The 17,996-nt window shown below is 47.6% G+C and carries 20 protein-coding genes; 9 read left to right on the forward strand and 11 right to left on the reverse strand.

Translation table 11 applies throughout. From position 1 onward, the window contains the following. Positions 1-67: 67 nt before the first annotated feature. From SB752_RS05600 to SB752_RS05610, 3 genes are all read left to right on the forward strand, one after another. A complete protein-coding gene (locus SB752_RS05600; protein WP_410714704.1) occupies positions 68-1,768 on the forward strand; it encodes a DEAD/DEAH box helicase in 1,701 nt (566 codons plus the stop codon). Positions 1,769-1,814: 46 nt separating this feature from the next. Next, a complete protein-coding gene (locus SB752_RS05605; protein WP_410714705.1) occupies positions 1,815-2,942 on the forward strand; it encodes a YqhG family protein in 1,128 nt (375 codons plus the stop codon). 110 nt (positions 2,943-3,052) lie between these two features. Continuing rightward, positions 3,053-3,916, forward strand: a complete 864-nt coding sequence (locus tag SB752_RS05610) for an alpha/beta hydrolase family protein (protein WP_410714706.1) — start codon at positions 3,053-3,055, stop codon at positions 3,914-3,916. A gap of 37 nt (positions 3,917-3,953) precedes the next feature. Here the strand turns inward: SB752_RS05610 and SB752_RS05615 are convergent, their stop codons facing one another. The 4 genes from SB752_RS05615 to SB752_RS05630 form a co-directional block, all read right to left on the reverse strand. Further along, complete coding sequence (locus SB752_RS05615) at positions 3,954-4,208, reverse strand: YkuS family protein (RefSeq protein WP_410714707.1); 255 nt, start codon at positions 4,206-4,208, stop codon at positions 3,954-3,956. A gap of 31 nt (positions 4,209-4,239) precedes the next feature. Then, a complete protein-coding gene (locus SB752_RS05620; protein ID WP_213023185.1) occupies positions 4,240-4,401 on the reverse strand; it encodes a YqzE family protein in 162 nt (53 codons plus the stop codon). 121 nt (positions 4,402-4,522) lie between these two features. Further along, positions 4,523-6,373, reverse strand: coding sequence for a stalk domain-containing protein (locus tag SB752_RS05625; protein ID WP_410714708.1), 1,851 nt, complete (start codon positions 6,371-6,373; stop codon positions 4,523-4,525). Between the two features lie 152 nt (positions 6,374-6,525). Then, complete coding sequence (locus SB752_RS05630; RefSeq protein ID WP_410714709.1) at positions 6,526-7,491, reverse strand: substrate-binding domain-containing protein; 966 nt, start codon at positions 7,489-7,491, stop codon at positions 6,526-6,528. Positions 7,492-7,638: 147 nt separating this feature from the next. Between SB752_RS05630 and modA the strand changes: the two genes are divergently transcribed. From modA to SB752_RS05645, 3 genes are read left to right on the forward strand one after another with little or no spacing between them, the layout of a single operon-like run. Further along, complete coding sequence (modA, locus tag SB752_RS05635; RefSeq protein ID WP_410714710.1) at positions 7,639-8,466, forward strand: molybdate ABC transporter substrate-binding protein; 828 nt, start codon at positions 7,639-7,641, stop codon at positions 8,464-8,466. A gap of 21 nt (positions 8,467-8,487) precedes the next feature. Continuing rightward, entirely contained in the window at positions 8,488-9,174 is a 687-nt protein-coding gene (modB, locus tag SB752_RS05640; RefSeq protein WP_410714711.1) for a molybdate ABC transporter permease subunit, read from the forward strand. A gap of 15 nt (positions 9,175-9,189) precedes the next feature. Continuing rightward, positions 9,190-9,852 (forward strand): ABC transporter ATP-binding protein, encoded by a 663-nt coding sequence (locus tag SB752_RS05645; protein ID WP_410714712.1) that lies wholly within the window; start codon positions 9,190-9,192, stop codon positions 9,850-9,852. A gap of 84 nt (positions 9,853-9,936) precedes the next feature. Here SB752_RS05645 and SB752_RS05650 read toward each other — a convergent pair whose 3' ends face one another. Next, a complete protein-coding gene (locus SB752_RS05650; RefSeq protein ID WP_410714713.1) occupies positions 9,937-10,701 on the reverse strand; it encodes a LamB/YcsF family protein in 765 nt (254 codons plus the stop codon). A gap of 157 nt (positions 10,702-10,858) precedes the next feature. After that, positions 10,859-11,203, reverse strand: a complete 345-nt coding sequence (locus SB752_RS05655; protein WP_103105420.1) for a YlbG family protein — start codon at positions 11,201-11,203, stop codon at positions 10,859-10,861. A 79-nt stretch (positions 11,204-11,282) separates the two neighbouring features. Between SB752_RS05655 and SB752_RS05660 the strand changes: the two genes are divergently transcribed. After that, a complete protein-coding gene (locus tag SB752_RS05660; protein WP_410714714.1) occupies positions 11,283-11,606 on the forward strand; it encodes a hypothetical protein in 324 nt (107 codons plus the stop codon). An 18-nt stretch (positions 11,607-11,624) separates the two neighbouring features. Here the strand turns inward: SB752_RS05660 and SB752_RS05665 are convergent, their stop codons facing one another. Both SB752_RS05665 and SB752_RS05670 read right to left on the reverse strand, forming a co-directional pair. Next, a complete protein-coding gene (locus tag SB752_RS05665; protein ID WP_103105422.1) occupies positions 11,625-12,083 on the reverse strand; it encodes a YlbF/YmcA family competence regulator in 459 nt (152 codons plus the stop codon). Between the two features lie 64 nt (positions 12,084-12,147). After that, entirely contained in the window at positions 12,148-14,049 is a 1,902-nt protein-coding gene (locus SB752_RS05670; RefSeq protein WP_410714715.1) for a hypothetical protein, read from the reverse strand. A gap of 71 nt (positions 14,050-14,120) precedes the next feature. Between SB752_RS05670 and SB752_RS05675 the strand changes: the two genes are divergently transcribed. Then, positions 14,121-14,561, forward strand: coding sequence for a protease complex subunit PrcB family protein (locus SB752_RS05675; protein WP_410714716.1), 441 nt, complete (start codon positions 14,121-14,123; stop codon positions 14,559-14,561). A gap of 104 nt (positions 14,562-14,665) precedes the next feature. Here SB752_RS05675 and SB752_RS05680 read toward each other — a convergent pair whose 3' ends face one another. Together SB752_RS05680 and SB752_RS05685 are read right to left on the reverse strand one after the other, a co-directional pair. Further along, positions 14,666-15,085, reverse strand: coding sequence for a hypothetical protein (locus SB752_RS05680; RefSeq protein WP_410714717.1), 420 nt, complete (start codon positions 15,083-15,085; stop codon positions 14,666-14,668). Between the two features lie 117 nt (positions 15,086-15,202). After that, positions 15,203-15,547, reverse strand: coding sequence for an AMP-dependent synthetase and ligase (locus SB752_RS05685; RefSeq protein ID WP_410714718.1), 345 nt, complete (start codon positions 15,545-15,547; stop codon positions 15,203-15,205). A 157-nt stretch (positions 15,548-15,704) separates the two neighbouring features. Between SB752_RS05685 and SB752_RS05690 the strand changes: the two genes are divergently transcribed. Next, a complete protein-coding gene (locus SB752_RS05690; protein WP_410714719.1) occupies positions 15,705-17,369 on the forward strand; it encodes a ribonuclease J in 1,665 nt (554 codons plus the stop codon). 52 nt (positions 17,370-17,421) lie between these two features. On the opposite strand, the gene SB752_RS05695 is transcribed toward SB752_RS05690, so the two are convergent. Beyond that, positions 17,422-17,991: a manganese catalase family protein gene (locus tag SB752_RS05695; RefSeq protein ID WP_410714720.1), complete on the reverse strand. Its 570-nt coding sequence runs from the start codon at positions 17,989-17,991 to the stop codon at positions 17,422-17,424. Positions 17,992-17,996: the final 5 nt, after the last annotated feature.

The raw sequence follows: 17,996 nt of genomic DNA on the forward strand, positions 1-17,996 counted from the left end.
AAAAACGTTAAGCTTTTTAGATAATGACTTGAAAGTTATGGCAGAGCTACGCAAAGGAGTAACCAATATGCCGAATGTTCCTGTTTCATTTGATACGAGCTGGATTGATCCGCTCTCTGAACGTCTGCAGCAGGATGGGCCCTGGGACAAATGGGAGCTGTGGAAGCTCGCTTTGGAAGCAGAGGAGGCCATGGCTGTTCGTGAGTTTGACCAGCTGCAATGCCTGAAGTATTTACCTCTCTTATCCCCCTTTCCGCATCAGCTTCATACGGCTGAGCGTGTGCTTTTAGACATGCGTGGACGAGCCATTCTCGCAGATGAGGTAGGGCTGGGAAAAACGATCGAAGCTGGCTTGATCATGAAAGAGTACATGGTTCGCGGGCTGGCCAAAAAAATTCTCATCCTCGTTCCTGCATCCCTCGTCATTCAATGGACGAAAGAACTACAGCAAAAATTCGGGATTCCTGCCGTCGCCCAGAAAAAAGAGTATATGTGGCGTCAGCATGAGGTCGTCGTCGCTTCGATCGACACCGCCAAGCGTGATCCTCATCGCCGTCACGTGCTAGACATCGATTACGACATGCTCATCATCGATGAAGCACACAAGCTCAAAAACAAGCGAACCCGAAACTATCAATTTGTAAAGGAAATCCGCAAAAAATATTGTTTGCTGCTAACCGCAACTCCGATTCAAAACGAGATGGATGAGCTGTACAATCTGATCAATTTGCTAAAGCCCGGTCATCTCGGCCACACAACCTCTTTTTCCTCCAATTATGTGGAAGGCAAGCGCCAATCCAAAAACAGCGACAAGCTGCGTGAGGAAATTGAGAAGGTGATGATCCGAAACAAGCGCAGTGACGGCGGCATCCAGTTTACGAGTCGTCGCGTACAGTCGATTCCGATAGAGCTTTCAGCGGAGGAATTGGCCCTCTATGATGGTGTCACCCGCTTTGTTCGTGAACAGTACCAGTCTGGCATCGGCGGCTTCAATTCGCTTGCACTCATCACCTTACAGCGCGAGGTCTGTTCCAGCAAGGAAGCCTCGTTCATGACACTGTACAACATGCATCAAAGAATGGCGGAGGATTCCCCGCTACGCGAGCAAATCATCCATCTGGTCGAGATGATTAAAAAAATCGAGACGCATTCCAAAGCAGCAAAAACCGTTGAGCTGATTCAACAAATTAATGACAAGGTCATCATTTTCACAGAATATCGCGCCACCCAAAACTACTTGCAAAAATATTTGCATGATCACGGTATTACCTCCGTACCGTTTCGTGGCGGATTTAAGCGCAGTAAAAAAGACTGGATGACGGATTTGTTCCAAAATCGTGCGCAAGTATTAATCGCGACAGAGGCTGGCGGTGAAGGTATCAATCTCCAGTTTTGTAATCAGGTAATCAATTACGATCTTCCGTGGAATCCGATGCGTGTCGAGCAGCGAATCGGTCGTGTACATCGTTTGGGTCAAAAACGGGATGTGCATATTTACAACATGTCGACAATCGGCACGATCGAGGAAAACATCCTGAGCTTGCTCTATGAAAAAATTGATTTATTTGAAATGGTCATCGGTGAGCTGGACGATATTGTGGAGCGGCTTAGCCTGAGCCAGTCACTGGAGGAAAATCTGATTCAAATCATTATGGATTCACACTCCAATAAAGAAATGGCCCTGAAGCTGGACAATATGGGCCATGCTATACGTGCGGTGCGGCAAACACGATCAGAGACTCCATTAACGGAAGCTGCCGATCAATAAACGAACATAAGCACGCACTCTAAAACAAGAAAAGAGAGGCTCGCTCATGCAACAGCAACAGGTGCGGCAATTCATCGAACGCTATCTTGCCACTTTTTCGGCTCATATTGTAGAAACACATCCCGATTATTTCACTGTGAAGCTGCCGGTAGAAGTAGATAAAGACATCGGCAATCGCCCATTTTACTGGAGCTGGGTGGAAAAAATGAATCTCGCCTATCAGCCTCTGGTGCTGACATTTGCCTTCAACCCTGATCGCATGCCGGATGGAGTACGTGCCGAGCATATGCATTTGGGAGCAGCGCGGATGCAGCAAATTTTCGATTCAACGAAAAAGCACGGGCGATTTCTCTGTATGTACGAGCAAAGCCCGCTGGCGCTGGGAGCAGGTGGGAAACGTCGTTCTGCCCCACTCGTTCCATGGCTTGGACTGAATCTCAAACTATCACTTCTGTGTGACAAGAAGCGCGATATTTTATTGTATCTGGGGATTAACCTGCATAACCCGCGGATCGTACACGATTTTACCTCCTTCCTGTTTCAGTTGTCGCTCACACCCGCCATCCCGGATTACTTTTACACGTTGGACCGGAGGATAAGCATTGAGCAAGCGCTGGAGATGGCAAAGCAGGAAGTCAGTAGTGTGTTGGAAAAAGAAGATCAAAAGTGGGCTGAGGAAGCACGGGAGCGCTTGACGGAAGAACTGGCTATTCTTGCTGCGTATTACGAGGAACTGGCGCGGCGCGAACCCCCTGCTGAGGACGATGCATCAAAAGAAAGTGCAGAAGAAGAGGAAGAAGCCCAGGCACAAGAAGTGACTGTCGAAAATAATGTCCCGTCTGTTCCTGCGGTCTCACCTGCCAGCACCTTTGTCGAACAGCCGCAGACGCTTGACGAATATCGGTCCTCCGGTGGGCGAATCCTCGACTTTTTACGTGCAAATGGCATTCAGACGACACCACGTGAACAGATCGATCAGGGGGAATGGCAAAAAAGCACGCCAGAAGAGGAACGAAAGCGTCGCATGGACGAGCTCAAATGGCAGTACGAACCACGCATTGAGGTGCAGCTCATTAATGGCGGGCTGTTCTATTTATACTCCGCCCCTGCACCATTCCCTATGACGCCGATACTAAGCAAAGCTAATACCCCCGTTTCACGGCGAATCATGTAAAAGAACAACGAGAAATTATGAAGCGGAAAAGACAAGTTGCAACAAATCTTTTTGGTATACCTGGTTACAATAGGAATAGGATAGCCTTTAATAAAGGTGGTGCATGCTTTGTGACCAGACGATTTTTCTCGCTCATCTCTGCTCTGCTCTCGATGCTGCTGCTTCTCGCCATGCCTGTAAATGCCGAGGAGAACACCAGCTGGGACAAGCAGTTCCAAACACAAATCACGGAGTGGAAGGACGCAATCGCGAATCGCGACCCAGGCTTCAAAGAATGGCAGCATTCACAAACCGAGATCCAGACGCTGGGTGCCAATCAACGTCAATGGCTGGTAAGCATCAAAAAATCAGGCAAGCAAGTTGGGTATTTGGTTGTCGGAGAAACGCCTAACTCTGATTCTGATCCAAAAAGTAAATTTGTTTTGCTGGAATACGGGCTAGGCGAATACATTTTGTTTGATGATGCTTTTGCGCCAAGGGAAATTGCAGCGGAGCCAGTCTATGACGGCTTCGCTTCCCATTGGCTCCTTACCCAAAACCCTGCTTCGCATATGGTGAACGCCAAAACAGGCGAGCCTTACCCGACTGCATTCGTCGCAAATGAACCAGTAATGCGCACTCTGCCTTCCAATGAATTGGTTCATAGCGGCCAGCGCTTGACCCAGACGCGCCTCCTGAAGCAGCAGGAAGCCGATCCTTTTGATCAGATTGGCTGGGTGCATCAGCTACAGTCCACCTCTGAAATCACCTGGAAACAGCTCTGGCAGCAGCAAGAAGGCTCATCTATTACCCTTACTGTTCCTTTGCATCATTCGAAGGTGCTTGCTCCTTTTGTCGTCAGCTCGCTTCATTTATGGGATGACCAAAATGCATATGTCGGCGTCTGGGATGAGGGCTTGCGCTTTGTTCCCTACACCTATGCCAAAAAAGTGGGGCATTTTTATCTAAATCAAACAAGCTCTCCTGCCGAATAACCGGTCGGAGAGCTTGTTAGTTTGTAGCTACCGCTGTTCACCGATGGTCCATCGGAGACAGTCTTACGTTTACCGCATGGAAAACTTCATTTGCTGTCATGCCTTCTGCGCTGATAACAGGTGCACTCGTGATCGTTTTATTTTGATCACCAAGTACGTTTATGTCCTGGCCTGTGATGACGATCGCATCGACCACCTGCTGCCAGTTGCCTAAATCAACGACTTCGTAACCATTGTCACGCAGCATTTTGCTGATCTCAGAAAGGGAATTTTCAACTGCTACTCTCGCCATCTTCATCCTCCGTCCCACATTCATCATCGATTTACTTACGCCACAATAGACGAATAGACATCGGAATTGCCCCGAACCAACGAGACGACCAAGATTCTTTTGGCGTCCTGCGTTGACGACGTTCATCTTTTGGGGTTTCCATGTACGTGACAAACAAGCGGGTCAAGTATTTCAAATACTCCTGAAAAGACATCGTACGTGACCTCCTTCATGCCCTGCGGCGGAGCGCTTCATTCCTAGTCTGTCCCGTCCCCTCGGATTTCAACCGTATGGCTATTATTTTCAGCTTCAGCCGTTTCCCAGTCTAATCCCCATCAATTTCCTGCTGCTCTTGTATAAATTTTCACCGTTTTCTCTTCTGGCTCATAGATGGTTTCAAATCCGAGTGCCTGGTCGAAAAAGGACAGCGGAACCATCGTGCGTTCTTTGATTTCCAAGAGCGGTTGGCCCAGATCCAAACGCTTTTCCCCAACCATTGCCATTTGTTCCCGCTCTTTTATGAATACTTCCCGACCATTTCCTTTTACCCGAATCATTTGTTTCTCTTTATCCCAGCTAATCCCAACTCCCATGCGTTCTCCTACTTCTCGAAGCGGGATGTAGACGGTATTTTTGGTGACTCTTGCCGGGATTGTCGGATAAAAGCTCATGCCGTTAATTACAGTGGTGATATAAGGTTCAAAATAAACCGAGGCAAAGCCTTGGGTATGCTGGCTTTTCGTGTTAGTGACGAAATATTTGGCTTCACCCTGGAGTGCTTGCCCCAATGCTTGGTCAAGATGCTCGGCTCCAATGACACTGCCATGGTAGTTTTGTTGTACACGTTTTAAAAAGCGCTTGTAGCTGTCGTCCCCAATTTGACGGCGCAGATTGTCAAACAAAAGCGCCCCCTTCGAATACCACGTCCAGTGGAATTCTTCCTCTGTCGCAAACGAATGCAATGGCTTGTCCAGCTTGCCCGCGGGATACTTCTCCCCCAAGCGCTGATTTTCGCGTGTATACTCGCTTAGCAGTGTGGATGCTGACTGATCGCCATAACGATTTTGCAAATAATGATATACACTTAATTCCACCAAGCCCTCATCTAGCCAGCCATGTGATGCTTCCAGCGTTGCCACGCTGTTATACCACCATAAGTGGGCGATTTCGTGCGGCAGCCAGTGGTCGATCAGATTTCGCTGGTACATGTCCCGCTTGAATATTGCGAGGTTGGCATACTCCATCGCATAGGTCGTACCTGTGCTTGTTTCCGCAATAGACACATGTGGATAAGGCAGAGCCCCGTACCAGTCCGTATACGTAGGGAAAACAGATTCAGCAATTGCCTTGATTCGCTCTATATTTCCTTTATCTACCGAGGCAATATCAACCGTCAGATTAGGTGGAAACGTAATCGTTTCGATGTGATACAGTGGGCTTCCTACCAAGGCAAAATTGAGCAGCTTTTTCCCTTGATAATGAATCTCCTGTTTACTACCCTCCAACTCGCGAATCTGTCCTCTTCCCGCGGAGCTTACCCACTGATAGCCTCTAGGTGAAACAAAGGATACATCATAATCACCATAGTGATAAATAAATGGATCGCCAAAGTCGATACGCTGTGGTGGATCATACCAGTTTCCTTGTTGATTTTGTGCTGCCAGCATTGGATACCATGTCGTTAAGGTCCAGATATCATCCTTGACCCCGAAGCGTGTACCTCTGCGCGGAACCGGATTTTCAAATTCGATCGTGAGTTCACCGCGTAGTTCATTGCCAAAGGGATTGTCCAGCCTGACAACTGAAATCTCCCTATTGAACGGCAATACCCTCTCTTTGTAGCGGATAGACTTGACTGACATCTTGTTCCATATGTAGTCGTACACGTACAACCTGACATCTTTTGTTTTCGGGTTGTCAAACTCCACAGTCATCTTGCCTGATATTTTGGCTTCGGATGTATGTAATTCGGCCTGTACCTTATAAGCTGGATGCAAATCCTTTACATAAGACGGCAAGGGTGGATCATAGGAGAACGGGTCTACTCCCGTCTGCTCGGAAACGGCAGTCTGACTTGCCGCAAGAAACTGTGATATCGCAGGCCAATAAGCGATGACTCCAGCTGAACCAAAGAGGACTAGAATCGTTAGACAAACTAATAGGCTCGTTTTTTGCAATTTTCTCATGACAGCCCCCAAATCGCTCGGCGGCAAGCGTTCTTTTTTTGTGCAGCTACGCCTAACAAAAGGCAAGGCATAGCCAGAATTCTATTGTACCAAAAGTTAGTAAAGCTGAGTAAAAATTCGCAGGGCTGGCAAAATGCTTCACGTGATTCTCGTTACCACGTCTCGTATACGACTTGTCCAGTGTGACGCAAATCGTAGCCCCCGATCGCTTCCAGCTCTTTCTGGAAGGAAGCAGATTGCAGCACCTCTACTATGTATCGGATTAATGACTCATTTTCTTTTGTCTTCATCACAACTAAATCATAGCTTTCGCGCACTAATGGCAAAAAATCAACGCCTACCAAGCTTGCGGCTTTCTCGATTCCGATCCCCACATCCACTTCTTTTCTAGCGACAACCCCCGCTATTGCCAAATGATTGGCCTCTTCCCGCTCGTATCCGGGCACATCCTTGCCTGCGATGCCGTGGATGCGAAACTGCTCTTCGATGAGTGTGCGTGCTCCCGATCCTTTTTCCCGGTTAATCATTCGAATCCCTGGCTTGGTCAAGTCCTTCCACGAGTTGATTTGCTTCGGATTCCCAGGCTGTACGTAGAAGCCGGCTAGCCGAGATAGCATGTTCACGATAATAAAACGATGTCCGGACAAAATTCGGCGAACATAAGGAACATTGTATTGGTCTGTATCCCCATCGTACAAATGCGTGCTGACGATATCTGCTTCCCCATTGTACATCGCTACCAAGCTGTTCAGGCTGCCGACGTAAGAGCGTAGTGGACGAATCGTCTTGTCCTTTTGCTTTAATTGGGTCGCCAGCATATCGAGGCTAACATCCTGACCGCTTATGATAATATTTCGTACGGCACTCCCAGCAGTGGTATTTCCGTTACGTATAACTTGCTGAATCTGACTGGCTTGAGGTGGAGCAGAAGGAACTTGACGATACTCCCCTTTTGCCCGTGTTTTATACGCTTCCAGGTCACTTGCATCTACACGCATCTGCCTGCCGACTCGATAAGCAGGCAATTCTCCTTTTTTTATCAAGTCATAGACGGTCAGCTTGGAAATTCGCAAAAGCTTTGCGATTTCTTCTGTCGTATAGGAATTTTCATTACTCATAGCCGACCTCCTATTAGTTCCACTCTATTTCATACTCTTTCCATTATACAAAAATCGCAATTGATTATTAATGACAAATCACTATAATCTAATTATATCCAGTTATAATTAATTATAACTAAACATAACATTGGAGGTCTTATCGAAATGAAGAAGCAACTCCTGGCTTTTGGGGCCGCTCTTTGCCTCATGCTAACAGCCTGCTCCACCTCTCAACCAGCGCCACAGCAAAGCGCACCGCAGCAAAATACGCCGGCAGCCACCGAAACAAAGCAGCCTGAAGCAGAAAAGGTCGAGTTAATGATCTCTGCCGCTGCGAGCTTGACTGATGCACTGAATGAACTGAAGACGTCTTTTGAAACCGATCATCCGGGAACCACACTTACTTTTAACTTTGGTAGCTCTGGAAAATTGGCTACCCAAATTACACAAGGCGCTCCATCTGACGTCTTTTTGTCTGCAAGCAAAAAGGATATGGACGGATTAGAAGAAAAGCAGCTGATCGACAAGGCAACACGCCAGGATTTCACCGGCAATGCACTCGTTCTAGTGGCAAATGCGAACGGTACGCCAGCCATCTCTTCCTTTGAAGAGCTGAACAATCCAGCAATCAAGCACATCGCAGTTGGAGAGCCTGAAACAGTACCTGCTGGACGTTATGCCAAAGAAACACTTGAGGCATTGAAATTATGGGAGAGCCTCTCTGGTCGCATGGTATATGGTAGTGACGTGAGACAAGTGTTGACGTTTGTTGAATCTGGCAACGCCGAGGTGGGCGTTGTGTACTCTAGCGATGCGGCTATCTCCAAAAATGTAAAAGTATTGGCGACAGCGAAGCCGGAATGGCACAAGCCTATCGTTTATCCTGGTGCTGTAGTTACTGCAACCCAGCATGGGGATGCAGCAAAAGCTTTTCTTACCTACTTGACAAGTGACAAAGGAAAAGAGATCTTGAAAAAGTACGGATTCCAATAAGAAAAAAGGAGGTGGTTAGCGATGTTCGAAACAAACCTCACGCCATTACTGCTTTCTCTAAAAGTAGCTGCGCTCTCCACCTCCCTTGTTTTTATACTCGGGATGTTGGCTGCCAGATGGATGACCCAAAAGGACTTTTGGGGAAAGCATGTCCTGGAATCTCTTTTTTTATTGCCACTTGTTCTTCCGCCCACAGTCGTTGGCTTTGGGCTTTTAATGCTCTTTGGGAAAAATGGTTTTCTCGGACAGCTCCTAAACGAATGGTTCGGCATTACCGTCGTCTTTACCCTGACAGGAGCTGTCATTGCTTCTGTCGTGGTTTCCTTCCCCTTAATGTACCAAAGTGCTGCCGCCGCCTTTACTGGCGTAGATCGACGCTTTGAAAACGCGGCTCGGACGATGGGGGCTTCGGAGTGGCGAGTCTTTTGGACCGTGGCGTTTCCTCTGGCTTGGCCTGGTCTCTTAGCCGGATTTGTCTTGTCCTTTGCCCGGGGCTTAGGAGAATTCGGAGCTACCCTCATGCTGGCTGGCTATATTCCAGGGAAAACAGACACCATTCCTGTCGCCATCTATTTCGCTGTTGAGGCAGGACAAATGGAAAAGGCACTGTTCTGGGTTGTGATCATTGTTTCGCTCGGGATGGGGACTACCCTCTGGCTCAACTGGTGGAGCAGGCGCAATGTACGCCGATACGCCAATCAAAAGTAAGGCAGGTGGACCTATATGCTTACGGTTGACATAAAGAAGCGATTGCCTGATTTTTTATTGGACGTTCGTTTTTCCATCCAGCAAGAAGTTGTAGTCTTATTTGGTCCTTCCGGTTCTGGCAAGACGACGATCTTGAACAGTATCGCAGGACTTGTCCATCCCGATTCTGGGCATATCAAGCTCCATGATCAGTTTTTTTATGAACAGGGCAAGAAGCCGCTCGCGGTGCAAAAGCGAAATATCGGTTATTTATTTCAGGACTATGCGCTCTTCCCGCATATGACGGTAGCCCAAAACGTTCGCTACGGACTGAAAGAAGGTCATGAGCTGCACCTGGAGCCTTTGCTCTCTACAGTAGGAATTGATCAGCTGATGCAAAAGTATCCACATCAATTATCCGGCGGGCAAAAGCAACGTGTCGCCCTCGTCCGCGCTTTAGCTACAGAGCCAGATATTCTTTTGCTTGACGAGCCTTTGTCTGCTCTGGATGCCGATACGCGAAGACAGTGTCAGGATGAGCTTTTGCGACTACATCAAATGTGGAACATCCCGTTTCTGTTGGTCACCCACGATCGGGAAGAGGCTGAGAAGCTGGCTGATGTCATCTTGAAGATTGAAAACGGCAAACTCATTTCGCAAAAAAAGAAAGAGCCTCTTTTGAGTCCTTCGATCAGCTAAACAAAAAAGCCATACAGGTACGCCGGAGTCCTTGGTGGACAGGTCATTCCTGTATGGCTTTCCTTTTTTTCGTCTTTTAGTCAGTTACCTAGGCATAATCGGCTCAATCGATACGCCATTCTGCTTCGCCCAGCGATGCAAATCGCTCAGGAATTGCAGTACATCCGGTCCTTCCTGAAGAACACATAAGGTATCCGCTGCCAGGTCAATATGCTGCCCATTTACTGTCAGCACCTTTTGCTTCAATACTAGCTGACGTGTTTGCTCCATGCGCTCTTCCTTGCTGATCAGGACACTGCCTTCCAGCTCACGTGGCGCCAATCGCCCATTTGGCAAATAAGCACGCTCAGCAAAAACCTCTTCTGCAACCTGCAGTCCATGCTCCAAGCCCGCTTCAACCAGCTTGCTACCGGACAGTGCGTACAGAATCAATTCTTCATCGATATCTGCAACCGCAGATACAACCGCTTCTGCCAGCTCAGGACGCTCTGCTGCCTCATTGTACAAGGCACCATGAAGCTTCACATGGTGAAGCTCTCCTCCCATGGCACGGGTCATACCAGACAATGCAGCCACCTGGTACAAAACCAGCTCATACACTTCATTCACCGAAAGGTTCATCGAGCGTCGTCCAAAGCCCTGGATATCCGCATATCCCGGATGAGCTCCGATTTTTACATTGTGCTTGAGAGCAGCCTCAATGGTTCTGCTAATGAGGTGCGGGTCGCCCGCATGCAATCCGCACGCGATGTTGACGGAGGTAATCCACTTCATAATTCCTAAATCCTCGGATTGTCGGCTGCGGCTAAAGCCTTCTGCCATATCGCAGTTAATGTCTAGTTGAATCATGGATGTATGCTCCCACCCTTCCTCTTACTTATATGTATGCATTTTGAAAACGCATTCATTCGCATTGTCACTCATTTTTTCATCTTTCATAAGCATATCATGAACATCGTTTTAGCAAAAGCAAAAAAGCTGCCGAAATATGGCAGCCTCTAGGCACTTATGTCGAAACGACAGTAACCGGAGTTCCTTCCTCTGTCATCAGTGTTTCGGCAAGCGCCATTACTTGATTCTTTTCCTGCTTGTAATCGTATTCCTTCGCTTTATCCGGTCTTGCATTATTATATTCTACCGGTATCTCGTGGCGATGAGAACGTTCTATCTTGGTTACAAAATGCAGCTTTTCCATAATGCGAATCGTCTCATCCAACTGATTGGCATCCACATACATCGAAACATAGTTTAACCGCTTGGAGATGTAATGAATGGTGCCAAATTTGCGTAAATTTTTGGCGGCTCGCGTGTTCTTCACCCACACCGCTACCCCCAGTCTTCGCTCTCTCATGTTTGGCAGTCGGTCTCCTTCCCAATTATGTTATTATGACCGCAAGTGGTAAATTGTTACAGAAAGGAATCGTGGCCTTATGTTGGCAACTTTTTATCAAAAATTTGAAGAAAAGCTCCATCAGGAAGGCATCGTGACAAAAACCGGATGGCAAACCCATGCCGGACAACGCTTCTTCTATGTAAGCAGTACGCTCCCCGCTCCGAATCTGACAAAGAGACTGATGGAGACGGGTGAGCGTCTGACCACGGATACTAAATTAAAGCTAGAGTGTATATATGTGCGTTCACACGAAACCCAGCATGTTTACCGCTTTCGCTTTCTCGTACCGAGTGAAAAGCAATTTTGCTGTGGCAACCTGTGTGAAGACTGCTTTTTGTTGCGAGAAAAACAAACGCCTTAAATCATCCCATGGGCGTACTTAGCTTGGACGGCTTTTCACGCTGCAACCGCAGCTTCCACCACTTCCACAACCGCTGCCCTGCACTTCCAAAAACGGATTGTTGCTGGGTACCTTGATCGTATTGGAAACGGCATGAGCAATGGTCCGACTCACTTGATACAACAGCTCGTCAAGAGTGTCTTCTGCCCGTTTAAACGCCTGCACAGAATCCCGCAGCTCTATCGTGCGCTTCAGCTCCCTGACTTCTTTGGATATATGATTGTAGTCGGGATGATATTTCCCGAAACGTTGTACATCCTCGTATTGCTCTTTTTTCTTCTCGAACAAAACAAGCAAACGCTGAACTTCTGTATCCAATTCCATCTCGCGCTTAGCCTGCAGGTATTCTGAGACCTCGCGTGATTGGTTAATCATTGAGGACAATTCATGGGATTCCATCATTAATTGCGTGATGTCCGCGGCTTCCAATGTTTCCATAGAGCGAGACCTCCTTTCACAGTAACGCCATAATTACATCTTGATTGTAACATGATCCACTTTCTTAGTACAGATATTGAGGTACCACAATGCGCACTCGCTCTATATCCTCCAGACGGTAGCGTTGTTTTCCACCCGGTGTCTCCATGGTCACCATCCAATACCCAAGCTCAATGCGAACCTCCAGTGGTGTACCAAGCAGCTTTTCCTTGCTTCGCGGTTGAAACTCGACTTCGAGCTGCAATTCAGCGGACCGTTTAAACAAATCGCGCATCGATTGTGGATGGTACGATTGAAAATGCTGAGTCCACATTTTTGGCAACGAGACAATCTCAGGAATCCCTTCCGTTTGCTCGGGAAACGTATTTTCTACGGCATACCCATTCCACGGGCGCTCTACAAGAAATAATCCGTTCTGCCCCTTATCATCCGCCGTCATTTCCACATCAGCAGGCTTCGCAGGAAAATGGGTCAACACCTGCGGCTCGTAGCCAAACTGGCGCAATGTCTCGATCAGAGCCAGTTCTTGACCCTGGGGAATGAGAAAATCTGTCGGCGATATAATCTGGGACAAGAACGAGTGAAATTCGGGAATCTGTTTCCATTCCTCGATAAATCCGGGATGAGCCGTACGTACACGAAAGCAGGGCTCGATCTGTATTTGTCGTGCTGTTTTCGCCCACTGATGGATCATTTCGGTAAGGCTATCCGGCAGTGGATGTGCCGATCCGGAGCGTAGGATGTCCATCGCCTGCTCTTCGGATGCGCCAGCCGTGAGAAAGGATTGGAGCATTCTTGCATGTAATTCTCCCCGAATCAAGGGTCCATCAAATTCAAGCTGGCACAGTTTGCTAATCTCCCATACATCCTGCAGCGGTACCAATGGAGGAATTGTAACAGCCCCCGTAGGATCGATGAACCAACCTTCCTCCGCTGTCAAGCGCGGCAAGCTGTTCCAACGCCAATACAGCTTATTGTCGTCATCCTCACCCAGCTGAATCCATCCGAGACCAGCAAGAAAGTGCAGCCACTGCTCTGTAACAAGTTTTTTTGCTTCTGCTGGCAGAGCAAATCCCGCTTCCTCTAGCATGCTCAATTGGCTCCCAAGAAAACACCATTGATCGAGGGGCACTGCTTTCATTTGCTGCGAAAACGCATCCCACCAGCCGCCATGTGGCAAATATTGCGTAATGATCAATTCAAATAACTGCTCCCACCTTGCAGGAGCCGATTGCGCAAGCCACCTTTTTATATGATACGGCGAGATGACAAGTCGTCGCTCCTTCCTTTGTACGAGTCCCAGCCTAAGCGCAAGGTCAAGAGCGACGGTCAAAGCCAAGCCCTCCCTCAGCTCCTGATCCAACGGGGGCAGTGACAAGCCTTTGACATGTTCGTCTGAAAGAGACAGCAGAGATTGCATCTTTTGAAACATACGACGGTGAATCGTTCCTTTTTGCGTTACAGAAACTTGATTCTCACGGATAAAAATCAAAAGACCAAAAAGATCCAGCTGTATACCCCTACCTGCTGATATATAATAAGGGAGCGTTTTTGAAAGCGAGATATAAGCCTGGGAGGCTTCTGGCAGCAGATACAGAGTCATTTGCTCCCGCACTTCCTGCGGCATGAAATAACCGACCTCACTCCACATTTTTCGTACAGTCAAGATCAGTCCCAGTCGCCGTAACTTTGTTAAACCGACTGACAGATGTCTGTGCTCTTTTGCCGTTTCACGTTCCCAGGAACGTTTGCTGAAAAAACCTCTTGTTGCACTCGTCACGAATAGCCTTATCACTGTTCGTTCCATCTCGCCTGCCTGTTCCCACACCTGACCCAAAAAATGCGGGTCTTGCAATCGTGAAGATAGATCCATGTCGTCGGCGATCCCAAATCGCCTCGTTTGTTCTACCAAAATAGCTTGCTGTGTTGATTCGGACAGGTATTCCAGCGAATCCTGTACGCGCACGCCCGTCACCTCTGCTTCTTTCTTGAAAATGTTTAAAATATGAATGCATTTATCTAGGAGGGAAATCGTTTATGATAAACACTGTTCCTGGCTTGTTGCTTGCAGCTGCTTTGACGATCACGGGTACACAAGCTTTGCCTACTCAACATCCTACCGTATCCAGTCCAGTGACGGAAGAGGCTGCTCACAGCGGTGTACAATATGAAGCGGTAGCAGCACCGTATCCACCCGCTGTACAAACTGCTCTGACAAAAGTACGGAAAAGCGGTGGACATACGATCGTTCGTGCAAATGGAAAAGCTTATGTCGTCATTAGTGCAGGACAACGCCCAACTGGTGGATACCGCATCGTGACAGATCAGATCAAGAAAACAGGAGCACATGGCTATACGGTTCGCGTTCATCTGCAGGCTCCCGCTCCTGGCTCCATGAAAATCCAAGTCATTTCGTATCCAACCTTGGTGATCGCACTTCCTGATCAACAGGCAAAAGTAAACGTTCAATTCCACTGATAAGATTGAGCTAATCCATTATACAAAAAGCCGACTTCGAAGCGCCATACGGCACTCGGATGTCGGCTTTTTTGCATGAAACACCACGCTTTTCGTATGTAGTGTTAAGGCGCTACCTCAATGGAAAAGCGTTCGGACACACCGTACGACTCGTGGTTGTTGTGAGCAAGCTCCACCATGACTTCATGCTTACCGCTCGGAATATCCTTTAGAACGTACGAAGACTCAAATACTTTCGCTACCTTTTTTCCATCCAGATAAAGGTGGACATGACCTTCCCCGTGCTTGTTGTCTTTTCCCATGTTTTCAAGAGAAAAAGAAAAGTTGGTTACAGCAAGCTGCAGCTTCAGGTCATCTTTCTCCAAGGAATGTTGGACTGCTAACGTCGGAGCGGCTTGCTGGGTCTGAACGTTCTCCACATCGGCCCCTGTTTGTGTCTCTTTGTTCGCATACAGGAACCACTCGATGCAGGCTGCAACAGCAATCAGCAGCAGCAAACGAAATATCAGTCTTTTTGCCTTCACCGGGACAACCCCTTTCCAAATTCAGTCATCCCACATTGTGCCCGATTGCTCGAGCGTTCATTCATGTTAATTTCTCCAGTGCCATGACTTCTTTTCTTGCTCAGAGCATTACCTTTATTACTGCTGCGAGTAGTTGCCGAAACCTGTTTCGAGTTGGTTTGTATTTGCAAACACTGGGTTGGTGGGCAAAGCCGAATGTGCAACCTCATTGCAAATAGTTGAAACATGCTGCAATTGTTGGATGGCTTTGTGGTGGCCCTGAAGCGCAGTCTGAATGATTTGAACAGCCTGTTGTTCACGCTGAGCGAGTTGTTGCAGCTGCATAGCATTTTGCTGTTCCTGCTGTAACAATTGTTGGTATTGAGCAGAAGCTTGTTGAGTTTGCTGTACCAATTGTCCGATTAGTTGCTGGCAGTGTGCAAGCTGTTCGTTTAAGTGCCGTGTTTGAGAAATCGGTTCCATAGGGGCCTCCAATCATCATGTTTGTTATTTGACTTGGTTATCATGCGACATTTTCCTGCCAATTATTCTCACTAACTTACGATGTCCGTTACATAATCCATCTAACTACCGCAAAGAATAACCATATTATGGCGTTCCAAGGAGGTCCACTTCACAAATGTCTGCTTCACGTGCGCTGTCCATTTTTGCCTTAGGTGGCGTTTATGAAATCGGAAAAAATATGTACGTCATTCAATATGATGACGATATTGTCGTAATTGATTGCGGCTCGAAATTCCCAGATGAGAGCTACTTGGGCATTGACCTGATTATCCCTGATATCACGTACTTGTTGGAAAATCGTGAAAAGGTACGGGGGCTCATCATCACTCATGGACATGAGGATCACATCGGCGGGATTCCTTATTTCCTAAAACAGTTGAACATCCCTCTATACGGGACACGCTTAACGTTAGGACTGGTTGCTGAAAAGCTGAAGGAGCATCATCTGCTGCACGATTCGGAGCTGATCACGATTCATTCCAACTCAGAAATTAAGCTGGGTTCTTTGCAAATCAGTTTTTTCCAAACCAATCACAGCATACCTGATTGTCTTGGGGTTGTTTTTGATACACCGGAAGGCACGGTTGTTCATACCGGGGATTTTAAATTTGATTTGACCCCCGTGAACAATCAATCGCCAGACCTGTACAAAATGGCGGCAATCGGGCAAAAAGGAGTCCTCGTATTATTGTCTGAGAGCACCAATGCTGAGCGTTCCGGCTTTACTCCATCCGAGATTCATGTTGGCGAGCATTTAAAAGAGGCGTTCATGAAAGCGAAGCAACAAGTTTTCGTATCGACCTTTGCCTCCAATGTTTATCGCCTGCAGCAAGTGATTGATGCAGCACTATTGACAAATCGCAAGCTCGTATTGCTCGGACGCAGCATGGTAAACGTCGTACGGATCGCTTCTGAGCAAGGATATTTGTATATCCCCGAAGGAATGCTGATCGAGGCCGATGAAGCAAATCAGCTCGATCCCAGCCAGGTTGCCGTTCTGTGCACTGGCAGCCAAGGAGAACCTAATGCCGCACTTGCTCGCCTGTCCACTTCCGGCTATCGACATGTCAAGGTACGACCAGGTGACACGGTTATTCTTTCCTCATCCCCGATTCCAGGAAACGAGCGAAATGTAACACGCATCGTTGACAATTTGTTTATTCTCGGTGCCCATGTTATTTACGGGTCTGGAACGGGTATGCATGTTTCTGGCCATGGCAGTCAGGAAGAATTGAAATTAATGCTTACACTCATGAAGCCGACCTACTTTATCCCGATCCATGGCGAATATCGGATGCTGCAACAGCATCGCATCTTGGCAGAATCGCTCGGAATCGAGACCGAAAATATTTTTATCGTGAACAACGGTGATGTCGTTGATTTCCAAAACCAAGAAGCATGGCAAGAACGCAAGGTGCCAGCAGGAAGCACACTTGTCGACGGGCTAGGAATCGGCGATGTAGGAACTGTAATCCTGCGGGATCGGAAGCATCTTTCAGAAGACGGTATTCTCGTAGTCGTGATCACCCGTAGTAAATCGGATGGCAAAATTCTCTCGGGCCCCGATCTCATCTCGCGTGGATTTGTGTTCGCATCAGAATTCGAGGGACTACTGGATGAAGCGACTCGAATCGCCGCGGAAACCTTGGCGACTTTATCAGAAGAAAACGTAAATCAATGGAACCGTTTGAAACAAGGCATCCGGGAATCCATCGGGCAGTACCTGTATACGCATACGAAAAGAAGACCGATGATTCTTCCCATCATTATGGAAGTATAAGAAACGGCAGCGCAAAAAAGAGAGCTTTGGAGGCTCTCTTTTCTTTTGGCTGCTAAAAAATTTTCTTGGTTTCCTGATCTTCCTTTAAAATCTCGACAGCCTCTCGGAAGCGTAGCGAGTGTACGACTTCACGCTCGCGCAAAAATTTCAGACTGTCTTGTAAATCCACGTCATCCGTCATATCAATCAGCCACTGGTAGGTAGCCCGTGCTTTTTCCTCCGCAGCAATATCCTCATACAAATCTGCGATTGGATCGCCTTTGGCTTGTATATAGGTTGCTGTCCACGGCACCCCTGCTGCATTACTGTAAAACAGCGCCCTGTCATGATTCGCATAATGCGCGCCAAGCCCCGCTTCTTCCAGCTGTTCAACTGTCGCATCCTTCGTCAGTTTGTAAACCATCGTCGCAATCATTTCTAAATGCGCAAATTCTTCTGTAGCGATATCGGTGAGCAGCCCGATTACCTTGTTTGGAATTGTATAACGTTGGTTCATGTAACGCAGGGCTGCCGCTAATTCCCCGTCTGCTCCTCCGTACTGCTCCATTAAAAATTTCGCCATTCTAACGTCGCATTTGCTTACACGCACCGGGTATTGAAGCTTTTTCTCATAAATCCACATGGTTA

Source organism: Brevibacillus sp. SIMBA_040 (assembly GCF_046535075.1).
Taxonomy (GTDB): domain Bacteria; phylum Bacillota; class Bacilli; order Brevibacillales; family Brevibacillaceae; genus Brevibacillus.